We start from the raw sequence: 19,007 nt of genomic DNA, 5'->3' as shown, positions 1-19,007 counted from the left end.
AAAAATGTTTTGCGAACGTCTGCCATGGTCGCGAAAGCGTCTTGAATCCCCGCATCGGCTCGGTCGAGAAGTGAGAGTTGGAGATACGCCATGCGCGTGCAGCACAAGGTGCAAGTCGCGCAGAATTCGCATGATTCGAAGATTACCCCAACCATGGCGCCCCGCGGGGTAGCGGTCGGAGGCGGCACGCTAGATGATTTTCAACTTTGGGCTTTTAGGAAATATGCAACTAGTGTTCTGTCCCAGAAGAAACTTTATTAAATGAGTAATGTCCTATGATCGAGCTTATTCAAGGAGCGACCATGGGACGACCCGGCATTGCTGTGGAAGTATCGGCCAGCGAAAGAGAGCAACTTGTGGCGATGAGCCGCTCTCGTTCGCTCCCACATTCTCTGGTGCGTCGCGCGAAGATTGTCCTCATGGCAGCCGATGGTCATTCGAATGCCGAGATCGCTGCTCAGTGCGCAGTCACGCCGCCAGCGGTAACGCATTGGAAAAAGCGATTCGTCGCGCAAGGCTTGGCAGGGCTCCACGATCAAGCGAAATCCGGCCGCCCCCGTACGCATGACGATGAGGCTGTTGCCGAGTTGCTTAGCAAGGTCTTGCGTGAAACGCCCTCGGGTTCGACGCATTGGAGCGTGCGTGCAGCGGCAGAGGAAACGGGCATATCGAAGAGCTCCGTTGCCCGTTACTTCGCTTTGTTCGGTGTGCAACCCCATCGCACAAAAAGCTTCAAGCTGTCCAACGACCCGTTCTTCGTCGAGAAAGTCCGCGACATCGTCGGGTTGTACCTGAGCCCTCCGACCAACGCGTTGGTGCTGTGTGTCGATGAGAAGAGTCAGTGTCAGGCGTTGGAGCGTACCCAGCCGATGTTGCCGATGGGACTGGGCTACGTCGAGGGCGTCACGCACGATTACGTTCGCCATGGCACAACAACGCTGTTTGCAGCGCTTAATGCCGCTACGGGCGAAGTCATTGCTCAATGCAAACCGCGTCATCGGCATCAGGAATTCATCGCCTTTCTGAATTACGTCGACCGTGCGGTGCCCGCGAATCTTGATGTGCACCTTATCGTCGACAACTACGCGACACACAAGCATCCGAAGGTCAAAGCGTGGCTGGCCCGACGGGCTCGCTATCACATGCACTTCACACCGACGTACTCGAGTTGGCTCAATCAAGTCGAGCGCTGGTTCGGGTTGATCACCCAACAGGCAATTCGTCGCGGATCGTTCGAGAGCGTGCGTCAATTGATCTCCAGCATCCAACGTTACGTCGATCAGTACAACGTCCATAAACGCCCGTTCGTGTGGACGGCCACCGCCGATTCCATTCTCGAAAAGCTCGCGCGTTTATGCAAAGTTATTTCTGGGACAGAACACTAGGCGTAGACCTAAAATTCCTTGAAAAGCTTGACAAGTCTTTGACGAATCCCCTCTTCCAGTCCATGGGAAAGACCACTGGCAATCCCGCATAGGACCATCCCAGCGGGCACCGTCACGAGCAGGAGCGGTCCCTCATGAACCATGATAAAACCGGCATAGGCGCCAACGGCGGCCCCAGACGCGTGCAAAACGTCACTCAGGGAAATACCAGTGACCGGCGAGTTCTCGAACGGAATGATAGCTGTCTCAGCGAAAAACTTTCGAGTAATGACGGGCATGCCTCGCAGTCCATATTTTTCCGGGGCTGGGTCATCAGGCGGTGCTTTCAGCGTCATTTCAATCAACTGTGTCACCGTTCCAACGGGATCCTTGGAAACCGGAAAATCTAAATTGGGTCGCAAGCCAAGATGCTCTCTTACCAACGTCGCTGCGGTGTTCGCCTCTTCAATTGTCCATCGAAAATCAGCATCTGAAACTCCCATGCCTCTAGCAACGTGTGCGGACTGCAGCATCACTCGCATTTTCGCAGGGAGCGTTCGCACGGGCACAGATATATAGAACATGCTGATGTCGGTGTCTGGATCGTGCATCACAGTGCTGTATATGTGCGGCAGATATCGCATCACTTTCTCCATCGACGAATGAGTTAGTCTTGCGAAAGAAGCGATACTTGATTCTAGACAGCAAAGGAGGGCCAAAGAAGCGATATAGTGCGTTAGCGGCCACTCTGCGCGCAGATATTTTGTCCCTATTTATTGCTGACAGGCTGGAGATAGTTTTCGAATGTTCTACCACGGGCCGGCAATGCAAGCCAGTTGAACAGATTAAGCTTGGTGAGGTAACCCACAGTCTTGCGCGTCGCTTCGACCGGATGTCACCACTCGCCCACGCCTTCAACGCCGCTCGCGTGAAGTAGGGTTTGCGTGTTTCCGAAGGCGTCGCGCAGATAGCGCAGGCGTCGGACAGGGATAGGCCGCGCAAGTCGCGTTTGCCTATCGCGAGCACATCGAACACATAGAGACGCGCCGGATGCTCGCACAGTGCTGCGCGCGCACTGCCTATTCAAGGCTACTCGAATCGCTCATGGAAACGTTCCGCCTTGTGCATCGGAACCATAAGGGGCACGAATTCTCGATAGACGAAGTTACCAAGATCATGGAAGACAAAGCGTTAGTCAACGCGTGATAGAACAGCGCCGGTCACAAAAAGACGTTGCTTAACGAGGATCGTCGGAGAGGCTTCGATCGTCCATTCTTCATATTCAGCAAAGCGCATCGTGGCGATCTCCCGTCGTCGACATCGAACAGTCTATGCCACTGGTCATCGCGTTGCCGCGGTTGTTTTTCGTATCCTGGGGCGACGGGTTTGTTTCGGCATGCTGTGAATAAGTTCACGGGATGGTCTGGTCGATGCGTGCCGGAGACACTGGGCTGAATCAATGGGAAGTCCGTGCGCTTGCCCTCACTTGAACGCGAATATTGGCCGCGTCGAAATAGCCGCTCGCCTATGCTCGAAACGCCAACCGAGCGCAGGAGAAATCGTGGGGACAACTCGTCGTCGCATACTGCTAGTCCTTCTCTGGATCGCAGCAATCGGGATAACCATCGCATACCAGCGTGGCGCGACTACTCACGCGGACTACGCATTGTTGTCCGCCGCGGCGCCAGCGCCAGCTATCCCTGACGACACATTCCGACCCGTCGTCACCTCTCGATCCGTCGACAAATGTCCTCCGCCGTTTGATCGTCAGGTTTGTAGCTTGGATCGATGCTGGTGCGGCAATAGAAGTGGGGACGAGCGGCTTCCGCATGTCCCATCCTTCAGTGATGGAGGCGGGCCTGTAGGCGGCGGTGCTCTAGGCAAGTCCCTCGACGGCCCCAGCGAACGTTCCCCTGCCAATACCGGCAGCCTTTTTGATCGTTCCCCCACCGTTTCCGGCTTTGCCCAGGTTGGCGCTGCAATCGCAGCGTCGAAAGAGTCAGAGATGGCGTTCAATGTTCCGCCGCCAATGAACATCGACGACCCTGCGGCGCGTGTCCACCTAACCATCGCTCCGGGTGAGACAGGCGAGCAGGCTGCCAAAATGATTCGGGAGCCCGGACTCGTGGAGAATCACGATGTGCGAATCTCGTCTCGGATGAGAGCCAGGCTCTCTGCCGCCTCGGATGCAGTTGTGATCACGGAGTTGTCGGAGGCGGTGCAGGGAGTGAGTGATACCGAGCCCACAAACTGGTACTGGGCTGTGAAGCCGCTGAAGTCGGGTGAGATACCTCTGCACGTCTCGCTCGAAGCACTACTCAAAATAGACGGGGAAGTAACGCCGCGCCTCGTCAAGGTCTACGACGGTTCGATGACCGTGACGGTGACCGGGATACAGCGACTTGAGGAATTCAGTAAAGAGAACTGGAAGTGGCTGTGGACCGCAATCCTCGTGCCCGTCACGGGAGTTTTCTGGAAGCGAAAAGAGAAGCCGAAAGGTGATGAGTCGACCACCGTCGATGACTGACCCAAAACAAAACAACTCAAGGCATGGGAGCTATACGGGCATGCTTCGGGTCATCACCCCATAGATCGATCTGACGAGGATCGATGCCTCGTTCGCCAAGCTCTGCCGCTCGCTTTCGCGAGGGTGCCCCTCGTTGAACAATGTCCACCTGCGGAAACACATCGGTCGAGAACACGACATTCGGCGTGATTTGGACAAGACGTTCCGTCATTGCACTACGCGGGGTACGCCGAGGTAAGCGTCATCGTCAGCCGAAAATCTGAAGGCCGTTTTTCTGTACGAGTTGAAGCATCCGCGCAGCAATGCCACTTGGCTTCTTGTCACCCTGCTCCCACTGGCGAACAGTGGATGCGGTGGTATTCAGATAGACAGCGAATACGCCCTGACTGACCTTCACCCCTTTACGAATGCGCGCGATCTCTTGCGGATTGAACTCCGGTGCCTTTTCGATGCACAGGTCGTCGTACTCGCGCATCGTCTTCTTGTCGATGACCTTCGCGCGATGCAGGCCGGATGCTGCGCTATGAATCGCCTCCGACGCATCGCTTCTGAACAGTGCTTTAGCCATTGCAAATCTCCACTATTTCCTTCAACTCCACCATGTTCTCGATGTCGGCATGTGTGAGTCTTGAAAACAGTGCAGATATACCACCCAGTGGTATATTTTTCAAGAAATCTGACAAATTGGGGACGAAACTGTTCGTCGCACTGCATGTAGAATTTCGCCCCATAGACAGGGAGGTTCGATGGACGATCTACCTAATCGATATGCCGTTTTCGCGGCGATGCTCGGGGTCAAGGCGAGCGTGCTGCATGCGATCTCGGCGCCGTGGGCAGGCAATCCCTGCCCGCCCGCGTTCACACTGCCCGAATTCGCACCGCGACTCGATGAGGCCCAGCGCTCGCCGGCAACTGAACAACACGAACGCGTGGGAACAGGCATTCACGGGCGCATTCAGTCCCGAGGAGATCCCGCGTACGCTGCCGACCGCAGGGGTGGCCCGGTCGGCAAATCATGAGGATGGTGACGAAGTGAATACAGGCGTCGTGACCGGTTGGAAGTCGGTAAGGGAGTCGCTCTTGTTGATGGAAGAGGTGACGCATCGGATCGCATCGATGATCGAACCGCCGCAGGTGGTCAAGCTTTATGGCGACAAGGTAGCGCCCCGGTATTCGAAACAGGGACTCGAGCAGGCCATCGTGCCGAAAATGGCTGGCGTGGTCAGTTCGACTCGAGCGGCCCTTCTCCTTCTCGAGGCGCACTACTATGTCGAGCACAGCGCGGTCATGCGGATGGCCGAAGAAGCGAACGAAGACATTATGTTTCTCGCTCGCGGCCTGGAACTTGGCGCCAAGGAAGCACATCAGGAGTTTCTGGATACCTTCTTCACGGAATATTGGCAGGAAGGCAAAAATCCAGAATTACCCGATCTGATCAGCCGCCCGGAATTCAAACGCTTCAAGATTCGCAAGTACATGGATGAACTTCACGCGAACGGCCCCGCGCTGCCGGGAGGGATCAACATCGGTGGCCTGATGAAGACGTCATACGTGGTCGACTCAGGATATGTGCACGGCAACTGCCCACAATTGATGGAGAGATATGGCGGGAACCCGCCGAAATACCATGTGGCAGGTATTCCGGACCCAAGTGCCATGTTGAGGGCCACCTTGTCATTGTCCTATGGCGTGACGAGGGCGCTAATTACGTTTGCGACAGTCGCCAGGGCGTTCGGCGATGCCGCGTTGACCGAAATGCTGAAAAAGCGCGCGGACCAGCTCTTCAGACTAAGCGATCGGATGCAAGCTACCTTTCGGGCGTGGGAACAGAGTAACCCGCCGGCCGCGGCTACGAGTTAGAAAAACATGGATAAAGGCAACGTCTCCGCGATCATTTCGGCGCTAGCGGGTATCAGCGGCGTGCTCCTCGGCGGAGCGATCACTGCTCTCAAGGAATGGCTTATCCACCGATCCAGGCGAAAGACGGAGACAGCGTATCTCGCTGCGATCGTCGTATCGCATCTCGACCGCTTTGCCAATGCGTGCCTGCATGTCGCCCTCGATGACGGCACGGCGTATGGGCAACCTGCGGGCGAAAACGGAGAGCACGAGCCCACTGTTACCGCGCCCGATTTCCAGCCGTTAGACATCGACGTCGAATGGAAGGTGTTACCGCAGGATCTGATGTACGCAATATTGCGTGTGCCAGATCAGCGTGAGCAGATCCAGAACCGCATTGCAGGCATCGCGGAGTTCGTCGCAACACCGCCGGACCATAGCGAGTATTTCCACGCAAGACAGCGCGACTATGCCGAGCTGGGCCTCAAGGTATCGGAGCTGGCTCTACGCTTACGCAAGCATACCGGCATGCCCATCGAAACGACGCATCGCGATGAATGGAGCCGCGACAATGAACTGCGAAACGTCATTGAAAGAATCGATGAACTGGAAGCCGCTGCCGCACGGCACATCGCAAAACATCGGGAGAAATTTGATTCCTTGTCTTGAGCAACGGAATCCTATGCGATGAGGATGGCGAGCAGGACGAGCCATCCGCAGCCATCGTGACCAGACTGACCGAGGGCGACACCAAATGGCTAAAAAACAGAAGGTGGAATCGGCGGAAAAAGTGAGCGGCGAGTCATCTCCGAAGCGACAAGAGGTGCGATTGAGTGTGAAACTCAACGAAGAGTCGCTCGCACGGCTCCAATTGCTTTCGGACGCAGTCTCGATCTCGTCCAAGACCGAGAAGACCAGAGCACTTCTAGCCTTAGCCTCCAGACTTGCGTCCTCTTCTAGAGCGGGAGACGGCTGGGGGAACGAATTACATGAGCTAGGGGTGGTGAACTCCACCGATGCGTTAGAGGGCTTCCTTACGGGGCGACTAGAAAGGTTTGCCCGGCAGATCCAGGCGATCGAATGGGATACTGGCAGTCTCGCGGCTAAGCGCCCGCGGGTCGTGGAGGTCTTGAATGATGCGGCTCGTGGTGGAGATTCGGACAAGTTCGCGGACCTCCTCAAGGCGTGGCGAAATGCCAACCCCATCGCCGAACTTGACGAGGTTGTCGATGCGATGAGCGCCGACGGCCTCGTCCAATCCGTGTCCGCTGTGGGGAAAGCCGGTGGTCCTGCCGCTGCGCCGATGACAACCGCTGACATCGTGGATGTTCAAGCGATCGTCGATAGGGCTGTTGATCGAGCAACCGAGCAGGCAGAAGCGAAACTGGCGCCATTCGTGAAGGCGATTACTGAGGAGATTGAGTCGCTCAAGGACTCGCGACTGCGAACTTTTGTCGTCTTACTGGTGATTCCGGTGTTGATCGCCGCAGTCTTCGCGATCATCAATCCAATCGGAGACTATTACGTGAAGAAGTGGCTCGAGGATAACCCGAGTCCCACAACTCCGCGTGAATTCAAACAAAAAGTCAGAAAAAACACCCTCGCGTACGGGTCCGATCGCAGCGACCTTCAACAGTTCCGGTTCGTTTCGAAGATCGATTTGGTGGCACACACACATCCGTCGAGCGGCTCTCCCACGCTCGGCAAGCTGCCACTCGGCCAGGTCGTAGTTCTGCTAGACCGAAGAAAGGCGTGGTCGTCCGTTGCGTGGACTGTGGACGATGTTTCACCGCCGGTTCAAGGTTGGGTCTATTCGCGCTATGTGACGAAGATCGTTTAGCGCTCTCCCGTCCGGAGGGTCTCGCGCGCCATTTCGGTATCATTTCCCGAACAACGAACTGAGGGTGGGGACATGGCCGGCAAAAGCGGTCCCTTCGACTACGCTGCGTTTGTCGAAGAAATGAGGACGCTGATCGCGCGAGCGTGGGCATTCAAGGAAGGCGACAAGGCGCGTGACAGCGAGACAGTCAGGCAGTGGCGGCATCAACTGCACGACTATATGAACCGGATCCATCGGCTCGAATACAACAACGAGTGCTATGACACGTCAAAGCGGTATCACATTTACGAGGACGGGCCAATCGACGCCCGGCAGCAGCGGGAACAGTTCGACAAAGATCTCACCACCACGCTAGTCGAACTGCAGCACATCGTCGAGACCTTCGTTAAATATGGCACTCCAGATCGCAGGAAAACCTTTGGCTCTCGTGTCGCCGCCGCGCCAACCGAGGCGCCACCTGCAAAGCCCGAGGTATCCGCAAAGCTCGAGGTACCTCCGACGATCACGATGGCGTGGATCTGGAACAACACTTCAACGACGTTCTTGTGAGGCGTTGCCATTGGATCCGATGTCGCTTTGGGGGGGCTTTCTCGCTTGGGATGACATTCGGCGGCACGAAAGCGGGCCAGCAGATTGTCGAGTACGTCCAACTTGCAAGCGCCCCGGTAGCCGCCGTTGCGCCTGCAGCCCCCTGCCCCGTTGAGCGTCAGTGGTGTCGGGAGCAGCGTCGCTAGTGGTGTCGAGGGTGCCACCGACAGCGGCAGGGGTCACTGACGCGTCCGGAGCACGCAGAGTGCCCTGCGTCACCTCGTCAAGCTCGGTCGTTGCAGGCGTGCCTGCAACGACCGTGACGTCTACCACTGCAGACAGGCTGTCCGCTGCGTCCGAGACCGCCACCTTTGCGGCGCCCAGCTTGCCAGCGCCAGCCGGGCTGACCGGTTAGTAGCGAGCCGTCCGCTCGACAGGGTGGCCGTGACGGGGTTACCGTACTTTTTGTGCAATTTCTGTCGGTTTTACCAAGGAAATAGTATCAATGAATTGGCACCATCGCGGAGAAAAGCGAACGGCAAGCCGCCGGAGCCTTACTGGGTGCGGTTCCGCGCTTGGCCACCGCCAGATTTCGCACGATTACCCCTATAATGCGTTCCTTGTGATAAGTATTCTTATCACAATGCACGTATTTGCAAAGAAAACTCCGAGGTCGACCAATCCGCCTGCCCCCCCGCCTGCAGCCCCAGCGCCGTCTTCCAATAAACCCGAGTCAGGCGAAGTGCGGCGGCATCACACGCGCCGCATCGCGAATTCACTCGTATCGGACCTGTTCGACGCCTACTGGCTCGCCGGTTGGCTCTCGGCAGCGTGACTGGCAGCCTTCTCCTTCTGCTTCTTCGTCGCCTCATGGTGCCCGACGGCACATCCGGCGGCTGCTCCAGCCGTGCCTTGCTTCCCGGCAACGTGTCCTGTCACTCCGCCGACAGCGGCACCTTCCATGCAGCCCGCCGCCATAGAGGGCGTGGAGAAAATTGCAGGAAGCACAGCAGCAAGCGCAATAAAGTGTCTGGCATTTTTCATAGTGAGTCGCCCTCCAGTGATGTCCGTGTACCCATGCCAATTCCCGCACGGGACATGCCTGAAGGCCACCTAGCCGATCATTACACCGGCTCAGAACGCACGCGGAATCGGCCACGTGCGAGCGCTTTCGTAGACCGCAATATTCGTCTGAGCACTTATTGAACAGATTTTAGATAGTCATCTGGAGCTTCGGCAGGCTCCCCGACTGTGTGGGGTAAAGCAGACCGCATAGACTGCCGTTAACGTGTGCTGTGAGGACCGAGACTAATAGGATTGTGTAGTGGGCTACAACAGCGGAAGAACAGGTATTAACGTGGCGGCGATCATGGCGGGAACGCTGTTGGTCCCCGCCATGGCTGACGCACACGGCCACCAGCATCAGACGACTAAACACACCGAGCACATCCGGCACACAGTGCGCGCGCACGGGGGACAGGCGGTGGTCCATCACGCTCGTGGCACACACGGCAGTCACCACCTGTACCGTGTCGGCGTCAGAATGCGCAATCATGGCCACCATCATGGAGGGTGGGCACCACGTGCGAAGGGCATTCATTACCAAGTCGATAACGAACTGTGGACTCAGCAGACAGTGCATGCGCCCACGTGGGTACTGCCACCGGTCTGTGACCGCGTGCTGACCTACACTGGCGCGTGTCAGCCCGCAGTGCTGGAGGCCCTACGCGTTCTGGGTCAGCCTACCCCAGTGGTTGAAGACCGGGAGCGGATGGCCACCCACCTCCAATCGATCCTGGACCACAGTGGGCTGCACCAGGTGGAAACCGCTTGCCAATCACTGTTGGCCCAGGATCAGCAGAAGATCTCGGGGCTTCAGTTGCTGCTTACCCAGGCGCACGTTGCAGCGTCCGACGATTGCGCATCCGAGGTCAGAAAGCTTGCTGGTGACGAGACGGTGGCCACCGCAGCCTCAGCCGTGGCGGGGGCACAACTTCAGGACCGACCGATATTGGACTCGAAGGCAGACTCACAGTGACTGAATCGGACGGCCAAGGTGTCCACGGTTCGTGGGTAAGATCAACCTGAGCCGGCCGCGTGAGGCAGACGTCGGCCATGAACAGTCAGTCGACGCGGACAGCCAAAACGTTGACAATCTGTGTCCCTAACTCCCCGTGTGTTGAGAAAAAGAGCTAGATCGTGAAACAAATGGACATCAAACATCTGCACCTTCAGTACGACCGCCTATCCCGACATTACGAAGCCTCTCTTGCACAGAAAGATGAAATCAGCTTCTTAGATTTGGCGCATGCGCTACGTGTATGGGTTGATATGAAGGCTCGCGTTACAACGATGGCTGCGGAACGAGGATTACAACTGTCGCTCAGGCACCACACCGCACCGAAATCTCTGAAGAAATCACTAAAAGGCGCCACACACACGTACATTCCGCTCGCAAGCGGGGTCGAAAGTCCTGAAGTTCAAGTCAAGGGGCTCGTTATCACAAATCGTGCTCTGACGCCGGACGAGATTAAGCAGCGTGCGTCCATGGGCCCGCCGGTCGCCCAGGTATCTCAGATGTCGTTTGCCGAGTGGATGGCGGCCGGCGTATTAGAGGTGCCCTCAAACGACCCCTCTCATCCGCACGTAAAGATATCGCGGGAAATCATGATAAAGCGGATTGCTAATGCTCTTGGGGCCAGTCACCCGGTCGGAATGGAAGAGGACGATCCGCAAGAAAACAAGTTCGACAAGTACGTTCAAGAACTTCACCAGATCAAGATAGCGGATGGATATCCCGTTACGTACTATCAGCTTTTGGAAATAGCGGCGGAGCTACTAGACCGAACTAACTGCCTTCGCGACGCGGCAACCTGACAGATTGGTCCGGGCAGACGTCCACACTACAGACTTGTCACTGCGGTGGACGTCCGCTACGTAGAAAGGCCGGTGTCCCTTAAGGGTCGATATGACCCACTGGGTTTTGCGCCGTGAGCCACGCTCCTCCTGCGCAATCGCCCGCAAGAGCTATCGTAACTCTCAGCCTCGACTGTGAAGCTGTTCGCCTTTGCGAACGCGAGAGTCTTCGTCCCGAGGGCGTGTGAATAGCGAGACTAGTCGGGTTTCCGAGTTTGTGAGCAGGCTACCCGTTGCCTTGCCACCGAAGCGGTCCTTCAGGGCGAGATCAGAAACCTGTCGCGGTTCTTTGCGTTCTTGATCCAGTCAGGCGCCCGTCCCCTGCCCGACCACGTCGCCCCCGTCTTGGGATCACGATATTTGGGCGGCAAGACACCCGCGGCAGTCTTTCGCGGGCGGCCGCGCCCGCGACCGAAAATGTCCCGCTCCGTAAACCCATAATCGGCCACCTTTGCCCGGATATCCGCGAGGACTTCCTCGAACTCCGCAGCCCGGGCCACCGCCGCCTGCTCCTCGAGCCTGGCCATCTGTGCTTTCAGTTCCTTGAACGTCGCCAAGATTGCCTCCCAGACACGGAACACGATGACGGCGATCATAGCCCGCTTCATGATGACGCGATCGGTGGTTGCCCGACCGTAGAGCGTATTAAATGTGTCAACGTTTCGACATTAAATGTGTCAATCCGACATCCCGCGACAGAACGAGGCAGACGAAGCTTTCAGTGGATAGGATTTAACAACGCGACCTCAACCTGCTGTTGCCACATTTGGAAGAAGTCCTTCTCCCGTGAAGAAGCGCGGTTCCGTCTGCCGAGGCAGCGGCGATGCGAGACGCCCATCAAACGTTACCCTCGAACGTCATCAAGCCTACATCGTCTTCGCTTATATCAGGACTACTACGTTATAAGAAGCAACTTTTCCGCCTAAAAATAGCGGGCACTCCAGTCCGATGACGTCCACAACACTCATCAGACATGGCCAATTCCGGTACCCAAAATTCGAGTGTTGGGGGACGAAGTGATCGCCACGCAATCATCGAGATTTCGGCGATACGCCTCGAACTGCCAAGCACGCGCAAACGGACAAGACGAACCGTCTCCTGGGTATCGGGCGGGATCCGCGCCGGGCGGCAAACCTTTCAGAAGCGGCTCGGCCCGCAGCAGGCGAATTGACACATTTAATACGCTCACATGCAAATTGACACTTTTATTCCACTTTCTGCAGCAATAAATGTGTCAACAAATATGGTTCTGAGCACGCCGCGACAAGGCGAGGCCGGTGACACAATTATCGAGTTCTACGAAAAGCCGCGCAGCAAACTCGCTGGTAGCAGCAAGCTGCCAATCCAGATCCGTGCGGATATCAGGGCGTAACGCCAGACCCGGGCACTAACGAGTCAAGGTCCGGCCGCATCGTGACGCTTTCCTGTTCTTTGGGATCCGTTCGGGCGATCACCGCAACGCAAGGCTCATCCGCGCTCGCGTTATACGGAACATGAGGCACCCCTGCGGGAATGTAAAAGAAGTCTCCGGCTCGAACCACCGCATGTTGTTCCAAGCGTTCGCCATACCAGCACCCCGATACACCGCTTAGCTGGTAAATAGCGGTCTCATGGTCTGCGTGGAGATGCGCCTTCGCGCGGCCACCGGGCGGAATGGTTGCAAGCTGAAGATGCACATGTTTCGATCCCACGGTTTCCGCGGAGATACCGACAGCATAGGTGAGCCCTTGTTTGCCTTCGAACTCCCGCCCCGGTTGCACAAGCTGGCAGGTAGAGGAAGCAAGCTTCCGGTTACTAGTATTCATCGCGTCTCCAGACAGTGACAGCGGACAGCGCCGAATGGTCGGGCATACCGCCGCAGAATACACCCGGCCACGGATGGAAAGCGGTTAGCCGTTGCAGGTCGCACCCGCCCCTCCGATGACTGCCAGAGTTCGCACTACGTCCCCTGTGAAAAGCGCTGCCCGAGATCGCGCAGCTACCGTAGACCACATTAAATGTGTCTACAAGTGCGGCTCTGAGCACGTCGCCGCAAGGTTGAGCCGGTGACAGAATTATTGAGTTCTACGGTTGCTGAGACTGTGTCATTCAGACGGCCGCTTCGCTTCGTTGGTGGTCAGCGGACAGCATTTTTTGGGTTGCGGCAACACGGTGGCGTGCACTGGTCAAGAATTAAGCACCCACTGGCGACCGGGTGTCGCACTGCACACACGGGTAAAACTTTTATAGTGGCTGGGTTTGGGTCGCCCCTCTTTTTGCAGTGCGGTCCAGATCGCCAGGTGCGATCGGACCCCGTGTGCGGCCTTGCCGGTTATCGACAGCCATCGCACCGAAGTGATTCGGCCCCCTGTCAGCTTCGCCAGTTTCTGCCTACACCTCGAAAGGAAGTCCCTGTGAAATACATTCCCCGCATCGCCACATCTGCTGCCCTCGTCGTCGTCGCTTTCGCTGCTGTCACGTTTGCCCAGATCAAGTTCGCTCCGGATTCCGCCGACAACAACCCGGTCGCCCGCATCGTCCTCAACGTCGAGTCGCAACTGAACGGCTGATCTTCGCCGTCAAAGACCGGCGGTGGCGTTCTCGCGCCAGTCGCCACCCATCCCGCGGCACCACGCGCACTGCTGGCAGGCAGTGCCCATCTCCTGTCTGAGCGTCTCCAGTCTCTCGTCGCACGCGGGATTGCTGCACAGAATAAACGTCTGCATTTCTCTCCCCCGAGCGTGCACCAGAGCGCCAGCGCACACGATTGAAAAGGCCGCTGCGATTCCACAAGGGATGTGCAGCCGGCGCACGGATCGTCCTGAACGTCGAATCGTGGAACGGCTAACTCGCCAATCGAAGGCGCCGCGCGCGTGACGCAAATCGGATCCTCTGCGTCATTGATCTTTGCGCGGAAAGGCTAACGCACCCCACGGCCCAACATAGATGTACGTGTGGCCGATAGAGGAGACCAATCGAAACACGCGTCAAGCGCGGCCGGGCCCGGATAGACGTCGATGCAACCGGCGGCGCGCAGGTCTTTCTCGATGAATCCGCCGCATAGTAATCCTATGCAGTTCAATCCGGTCTTGTTTGCGGCTTGGGCGTCGTACGGAGAATCACCGACAGCCAGTGCGTTGGACGCTTCAACGTGCAGTTTTGCCAGCACCGCCTCGAAGATATCGGGCGCGGGCTTCGAGCGATCCGCGTCGGATGGCGAGGTGGCAGCGTCGCTCAGCTTCGTTACGCCCGCAATCTCCAGATACTTCTGCAGTTCATCTTCCTTGGCGGAAGAGGCGACGGCTATCTTGAGCCCGGCATCGCGAGCGTGCCGAAAAAGTTCTGGCACACGCGAAAAGGGTCGAACGCTGGCGAGATGCTCGGATTTGAAACGTGCGGATCGCCATTCTTCGAGTGCTGCCCCATGATCCGCGCTGTCATGGTCAGACAGGAACGTGGGGATTGGCTGGTCGCCGCCCTTTCCAATCTGACTGCGCGCCTGCTCGAAACTGACGCTGTGGCCAAACTGGCTGAACGCTTCATGCCAGGCGAGCGGATGCAGGTCAACCGAATCCACGAGGGTTCCGTCTATGTCGAACACGATCGCCTGAAGCATAGGTTTTACCGCCTCTGGCCCAGGAAAGACTTCATGCCGCCTTGGCGGCGGACTGCTCGACGATGCTGCTCACATCCAGCGCGACGCCGTGCCAGCTATGCATGTCTCGGGCGGCTTGCGGAAGCCCGGCACGGGGCGAGGACGCGGGCTGGGGCGCGGTGGGTGCGGTCGCGACCGTGGCCGTCTGTTGCGTGCAGGCTATGGTGCCGACGGTGGCAGTGGCGACTGAGACAGCAAGTACGGCAAGCCGGCAGGCAGCGCGGGCTCGGGTCGGTTTTGCTAGTCGTTGCAGCAGCCGGGGAAAAGGCAGCGAAATCATGGCGGGCTCCCGCAAGAGAAGTGGGTTGCCACTTCTCACGCAACATGCGTGCCACCGCTTGTGAACACGCCGACGTCACAGCATGCGCATGCCCCCGGTAACGGGCAGAAGCACCCCGGTCATATCGCGCCCCTCATCGGAGGTCTGCAGCACGTATGCGGGCGCGACTTCGGCGGGCTGTGCGGGCCGGCCGAGCGGCGTATCGCCAGCGAGCTTTGCGAGTCCGTCCGATGTTCTTGTCGACGGTTGCGGCGGCGTCCACACAGGGCCGGGCACCACACGGTTCACGCGGATACCCTGCGCGGCAAGCAGCTTCGCGAGGTCCACCGTAAAGGTCGTGATCGCGCCCTTCGTTGTCGCGAAAACGAGCATTTGCGGCTGCCGTGTTTTCGAATTGACCGAGGGTCATGTTGATGATAGCGGAGCCGGGTTTCATATGCGGTGCGGCGGCTTGGCAGAGGTCAAACATGGCGAAGGTGTTGGGACGAAAGCAACGCTCCACATCTTCCGGCCGAATATCTTCGAGGCTCCAACTTGGGGCGCGAAGTTACCTTTGCGGCTGATGATATGTACGCAAACCTGGTAATGGAGCGGGCGGCTGCGTAGTTGTTGATTTCTCGCCAGCCTGCAGGGTGTTGACGATTGTTGCGAGCGGGTAGCACGTTCGATTTGCGCGAATCACCGCGAGTATCAGAAGCCATCGAGTTGTTGAATTGGGCTTATTCCAGAATGAACAAAGGTGATCGTACTCCGTGGCCGCAGGGCACTTTACAGCCTGTGCAAACGCCTACTCACGGTAGTGCTGAGCATGCGGCCAATGAAGTGTTCTTGTGCGCGCTTGCCTGGAGTATTCATCACGAAATTGCTCACGTCCGTCTGGGGCATGGGATCGAAACCACTTATTCGACGCAAGAGGAGAATCAGGCGGACGCAGAAGCGACAGACTGGTGTTTTCCCGCGGGTCTAAGTGATGCCGTACTAACGAAAAGGCAACTAGGCATAGCCGTAGCCCTCTTGGCTGTCCAGTTTCTGGAAACCCCTCAGGGAAATGACAGCAAAGTCGGATCGCACCCGCCCGCAGTGGAGCGGATACATCGATGCTTTGACCAAGCAGGCGTGCCCATGGATGGCATCGTCCGCGCCGCAACGGCCGTGGCAGTTCAGCTTCAGCTTGCGAATCTGGGCATTGATGCCGTTCTGGATGGAGACTCCTGGGACGACATTATGATGGGTAACTTGATGGCGTTTGCAACCGCCGGCCGCGGGTGAGCTACGAGCACGCGCCGTTGCTGCCGTTTGAAACGGAAAAGCAGGGAGATGACAGGCTTAAAACTTCAGCCTGGCGAAGGCCTATGCGCTGCGTGCTATGAGCGGTTTTTAGACTTTTGCGATTCGCCAGCGACGAGTGTCGGTTGATGATCTCTAGAGACGACTGTGTGACCGACCGTTGCCCTTCAGAAGCCGTCACCACGACGCCTCGCCCCTCAACGGCCGCAACGGGTCGTCTGCGGAAGTTCAACTTCGCGGGGCCTCCGAAACTCAGATGGTCGACGTCCTACTTCCGGGTTCGGCCAACATGAGACGGTCGCCGGAAGCATCGGCCAGACATTCAAGCGTCGGCGGCGTCTCCAGAACGGTCATCCAGTCGATCTCTCAAGTTTCTCGCCCGATGGTCGTATAAACGATGTCATCGCTCGATAGTCGGGCATGGATTAAAAATGCATCTTCCTCGTCTTCTGCTACTCCCATTTCGCGCATTCGAGAGTGGGATGGTCGCCTCTGGCATCATCATTTCGTTTTTCTATGCGGTCGTACTTTTGCTAATAGGAGCGCTGGTTTACGAAATTATCAACTACGCAGGTGTTGCGCCCCGAGTTGGTGAGGCCAATGTGGCGAGGCGTCTTGTTCCCGCGCATTGGGAATGGCAAAGCCGAGGGCGCGCCATCATGCGGGTCTATGTGGAGGACTATGAAGTCCTTGATCTGGTCATCGACGGTCAGAAGATCGTGTATCGGCCAATTCCGTGGATTATGGAGCGGGCGAAGAGCGATACCACCGCGCCTGTCGAATATACGACGGGTCGGCTGAATGGCAAGATAAATGTCAGAAAATTTATGTACTTGTGATGGGGCGCAACGGTGAAGAAACACACGACCCATGGGGAATATGTGCGATCAGTTCGCCAACAGGTTGTCTCAACAGCGCAGGCGATGCTCGACGGGCGGTTGAGCTTTTTGATCGGTTCACGACAACTGGCCAGTTTGCGCCATGAGACCGATATCACTGACGACGACGCAGATTTTTTGATTTTCGTGGCTATCGATTCAGAAACCGATGCGTTCCCGCTTGGTTCAGTTCGAGAGCATTGGGATCAGCGTGCTCTAGCAAAGCTTGAACCCAAGATCAAAGAGGCTGAATTATGGGCTTCTACCGTAGGAGCCGATGCGTGCAGGTCGTTGATTGCGAGGTTTGCCGAGTAGATGCAGATCCACCGAAGGACCGTTTTGGGGTTGATTGTGTTGAAAAAGTCGTGTTTTAGTCGGACACGCATGGGTTGGCAGAACGTTTTCGAGTTATGGTGATCGGCAAAGTGGCGACCTTGAACGAGGCAACGGTCCCCTTTGCTCGTCATGCAACGGCATGGTTCATCTGCTTGCTTCCTGACATGAACCTCTTGGCCATTCTTCGCAGATTTTGCGCAGTCGCTGCCATCAGAAACTCATCATGGGCACCGCTTGGACCGCGCAGTCGCAGACGGTCGAGTCTCAGAATGCGTTTGAGATGAGCGAAGAGCATTTCCACCTTCTTTCGCTCGCGGCAGGATCGGTTGTACTCAGGCGTCTTCGCAATACGCCTCGTTTCGTCACGAGCAGCTTCATGGATGCTGCGGGCGATCTTGCGGAATGGTGTATTCGGACAGCAGCGATCTTTCATCGAGCAGCTCTCGCAGTCGAGCTGGCTTGCCCGGTAGATGATCGTGTCAGCCTTCGTGACACGCGAGCGCGGATTTTTGAATTTTCGCCGATCACTGCGTAGTGTGTGCCCGGTGGGACAGCGATATTCGTTGGCCAGTTCATCCCATTGGAACTCGCTGCTCGACAATGTGTTGTCCTTGCGTGTGGTTTTATCCCAGACCGGAACATGCGGTGCAATCTCTTTCTGCCCGATCATCCAGGCAAGCATCGCTGCTGATCCATACGCAGTGTCGCCAACAAGACGTCGAGGTTTGAGATCGTGTCGCCGCTCAACGCGGTCAATCATCGTCCGGGTTGATTCCACTTCATGCGCGCGGTTCGCGGGCGTCGCCTCGACGTCAACGATGATCCCTGCCTGCAGGTCAACAAGATAATTGGTCGAGTAGGCGAAGAACGGCAACCCACCCTCGGCAGCTGTCCAGCTCGCGGCGGGATCCGTCAGAGATAGCCTCCTGGGAGGCGTCGGTGTCTCTGCCTTCTCCGCCGCTTCGGTGCCCGCTGGATTCGCTTCTTCCAATGCTTCCAGATACTCCCGCACTGCACGGCTCTGGCCCTTGAGGCAACCCCAGTCGACGGGCTCAGAACCCCGAACACCGCGGACCGAACTCACGTCGGCTCTGATGATGCTCGCGTCAATCGCGAAACCTTCACCCTTTACGAGCCCTTCGGACATGCATCGACCCAGTACTGACTCGAATACATGGCGCAGCACATCACTATCGCGAAAGCGACCGTGTCGGTTCTTGGAGAAGGTCGAGTGTTCGGGTATGGCGGCCTCCAGCCCCAGGCGGCAGAACCATCGATACGCCAGATTCAGATGCACCTCTTCGCATAGCCTGCGCTCGGAACGGATGCCGAAACAGTAGCCGACGATCAACATGCGGATCATGAGCTCCGGATCAATCGATGGCCGTCCCATCGGGCTGTAGAACGGTGCGAGATGCTGGCGTAGATCGCGCAGATCAAGGAAGTGATCGATGCCTCTCAAAAGATGTTCGCGAGGGACGTGGTTATCAAGGTTGAACGAGTAGAAGAGTTCGTCCTGTCCGCTGCCCTGTTGACCCATCATGACGAATCACTCCCGTCGACCGATGTCTTCCAGGA

At 57.3% G+C, this 19,007-nt stretch carries 20 protein-coding genes and 1 pseudogene; 12 read left to right on the top strand and 9 right to left on the bottom strand.

Annotated features, from left to right (window positions below):
* Positions 1–302 precede the first annotated feature (302 nt).
* A complete protein-coding gene (locus tag U5A58_RS38695; RefSeq protein ID WP_321965244.1) occupies positions 303–1,385 on the top strand; it encodes an IS630 family transposase in 1,083 nt (360 codons plus the stop codon).
* A gap of 8 nt (positions 1,386–1,393) precedes the next feature.
* On the opposite strand, the gene U5A58_RS38690 is transcribed toward U5A58_RS38695, so the two are convergent.
* A complete protein-coding gene (locus U5A58_RS38690; RefSeq protein ID WP_321965242.1) occupies positions 1,394–2,008 on the bottom strand; it encodes a hypothetical protein in 615 nt (204 codons plus the stop codon).
* Positions 2,009–3,369: 1,361 nt separating this feature from the next.
* Between U5A58_RS38690 and U5A58_RS38685 the strand changes: the two genes are divergently transcribed.
* Positions 3,370–3,891 carry a hypothetical protein gene (locus U5A58_RS38685; RefSeq protein WP_321965241.1) on the top strand — a complete coding sequence of 174 codons (522 nt, stop codon included), beginning with the start codon at positions 3,370–3,372 and terminating at the stop codon, positions 3,889–3,891.
* A 247-nt stretch (positions 3,892–4,138) separates the two neighbouring features.
* On the opposite strand, the gene U5A58_RS38680 is transcribed toward U5A58_RS38685, so the two are convergent.
* Entirely contained in the window at positions 4,139–4,459 is a 321-nt protein-coding gene (locus U5A58_RS38680) for a DNA-binding transcriptional regulator (protein ID WP_321965240.1), read from the bottom strand.
* Positions 4,460–4,779: 320 nt separating this feature from the next.
* Between U5A58_RS38680 and U5A58_RS38675 the strand changes: the two genes are divergently transcribed.
* The 4 genes from U5A58_RS38675 to U5A58_RS38660 all read left to right on the top strand — a co-directional run bounded on the left by U5A58_RS38675 (position 4,780) and on the right by U5A58_RS38660 (position 8,119).
* Positions 4,780–5,751, top strand: coding sequence for a hypothetical protein (locus U5A58_RS38675; RefSeq protein ID WP_321965239.1), 972 nt, complete (start codon positions 4,780–4,782; stop codon positions 5,749–5,751).
* 6 nt (positions 5,752–5,757) lie between these two features.
* Entirely contained in the window at positions 5,758–6,399 is a 642-nt protein-coding gene (locus tag U5A58_RS38670) for a hypothetical protein (protein WP_321965238.1), read from the top strand.
* Between the two features lie 85 nt (positions 6,400–6,484).
* A complete protein-coding gene (locus U5A58_RS38665; protein ID WP_321965237.1) occupies positions 6,485–7,570 on the top strand; it encodes a hypothetical protein in 1,086 nt (361 codons plus the stop codon).
* 72 nt (positions 7,571–7,642) lie between these two features.
* Positions 7,643–8,119 (top strand): hypothetical protein, encoded by a 477-nt coding sequence (locus tag U5A58_RS38660; protein WP_321965236.1) that lies wholly within the window; start codon positions 7,643–7,645, stop codon positions 8,117–8,119.
* A gap of 780 nt (positions 8,120–8,899) precedes the next feature.
* On the opposite strand, the gene U5A58_RS38655 is transcribed toward U5A58_RS38660, so the two are convergent.
* Positions 8,900–9,142 (bottom strand): hypothetical protein, encoded by a 243-nt coding sequence (locus U5A58_RS38655; RefSeq protein ID WP_321965235.1) that lies wholly within the window; start codon positions 9,140–9,142, stop codon positions 8,900–8,902.
* Positions 9,143–9,422: 280 nt separating this feature from the next.
* Between U5A58_RS38655 and U5A58_RS38650 the strand changes: the two genes are divergently transcribed.
* Together U5A58_RS38650 and U5A58_RS38645 are read left to right on the top strand one after the other, a co-directional pair.
* The gene (locus U5A58_RS38650) at positions 9,423–10,136 is read left to right on the top strand and encodes a hypothetical protein (protein ID WP_321965234.1); all 714 of its coding nucleotides are present in this window, start codon (positions 9,423–9,425) and stop codon (positions 10,134–10,136) included.
* Positions 10,137–10,297: 161 nt separating this feature from the next.
* Entirely contained in the window at positions 10,298–10,975 is a 678-nt protein-coding gene (locus U5A58_RS38645; protein WP_321965233.1) for a hypothetical protein, read from the top strand.
* A gap of 296 nt (positions 10,976–11,271) precedes the next feature.
* On the opposite strand, the gene U5A58_RS38640 is transcribed toward U5A58_RS38645, so the two are convergent.
* Positions 11,272–11,571 carry an H-NS histone family protein gene (locus tag U5A58_RS38640; RefSeq protein ID WP_321965243.1) on the bottom strand — a complete coding sequence of 100 codons (300 nt, stop codon included), beginning with the start codon at positions 11,569–11,571 and terminating at the stop codon, positions 11,272–11,274.
* 804 nt (positions 11,572–12,375) lie between these two features.
* Complete coding sequence (locus tag U5A58_RS38635; protein ID WP_321965232.1) at positions 12,376–12,819, bottom strand: cupin domain-containing protein; 444 nt, start codon at positions 12,817–12,819, stop codon at positions 12,376–12,378.
* Between the two features lie 588 nt (positions 12,820–13,407).
* Here U5A58_RS38635 and U5A58_RS38630 point away from each other — a divergent pair.
* Positions 13,408–13,563, top strand: coding sequence for a hypothetical protein (locus tag U5A58_RS38630; RefSeq protein ID WP_321965231.1), 156 nt, complete (start codon positions 13,408–13,410; stop codon positions 13,561–13,563).
* Positions 13,564–13,913: 350 nt separating this feature from the next.
* Here U5A58_RS38630 and U5A58_RS38625 read toward each other — a convergent pair whose 3' ends face one another.
* From U5A58_RS38625 to U5A58_RS38615, 3 genes and pseudogenes are all read right to left on the bottom strand, one after another.
* Positions 13,914–14,609 (bottom strand): HAD family hydrolase, encoded by a 696-nt coding sequence (locus tag U5A58_RS38625; RefSeq protein WP_321965230.1) that lies wholly within the window; start codon positions 14,607–14,609, stop codon positions 13,914–13,916.
* A gap of 31 nt (positions 14,610–14,640) precedes the next feature.
* On the bottom strand, positions 14,641–14,928 hold the full coding sequence (locus tag U5A58_RS38620) for a hypothetical protein (RefSeq protein ID WP_321965229.1): 288 nt from the start codon (positions 14,926–14,928) through the stop codon (positions 14,641–14,643).
* Between the two features lie 75 nt (positions 14,929–15,003).
* Positions 15,004–15,318: pseudogene (locus U5A58_RS38615) on the bottom strand (SDR family oxidoreductase); the annotation flags it as partial.
* A 252-nt stretch (positions 15,319–15,570) separates the two neighbouring features.
* Between U5A58_RS38615 and U5A58_RS38610 the strand changes: the two are divergent.
* From U5A58_RS38610 to U5A58_RS38600, 3 genes are all read left to right on the top strand, one after another.
* Positions 15,571–16,197 (top strand): phage exclusion protein Lit family protein, encoded by a 627-nt coding sequence (locus U5A58_RS38610; protein ID WP_321965228.1) that lies wholly within the window; start codon positions 15,571–15,573, stop codon positions 16,195–16,197.
* Between the two features lie 500 nt (positions 16,198–16,697).
* Positions 16,698–17,054 carry a hypothetical protein gene (locus U5A58_RS38605; RefSeq protein ID WP_321965227.1) on the top strand — a complete coding sequence of 119 codons (357 nt, stop codon included), beginning with the start codon at positions 16,698–16,700 and terminating at the stop codon, positions 17,052–17,054.
* 12 nt (positions 17,055–17,066) lie between these two features.
* Positions 17,067–17,408, top strand: a complete 342-nt coding sequence (locus U5A58_RS38600; RefSeq protein WP_321965226.1) for a DUF2489 domain-containing protein — start codon at positions 17,067–17,069, stop codon at positions 17,406–17,408.
* Positions 17,409–17,556: 148 nt separating this feature from the next.
* Here the strand turns inward: U5A58_RS38600 and U5A58_RS38595 are convergent, their stop codons facing one another.
* Positions 17,557–18,972 (bottom strand): IS1182 family transposase, encoded by a 1,416-nt coding sequence (locus U5A58_RS38595; protein WP_321965225.1) that lies wholly within the window; start codon positions 18,970–18,972, stop codon positions 17,557–17,559.
* Between the last annotated feature and the right edge of the window lie 35 nt (positions 18,973–19,007).

It is taken from the genome of Paraburkholderia sp. J7, assembly GCF_905220155.1.
Lineage (GTDB): Bacteria > Pseudomonadota > Gammaproteobacteria > Burkholderiales > Burkholderiaceae > Paraburkholderia.
Note: the sequence above shows the minus strand (reverse complement) of the source record. Positions and strands in the feature narration are given on the sequence as shown.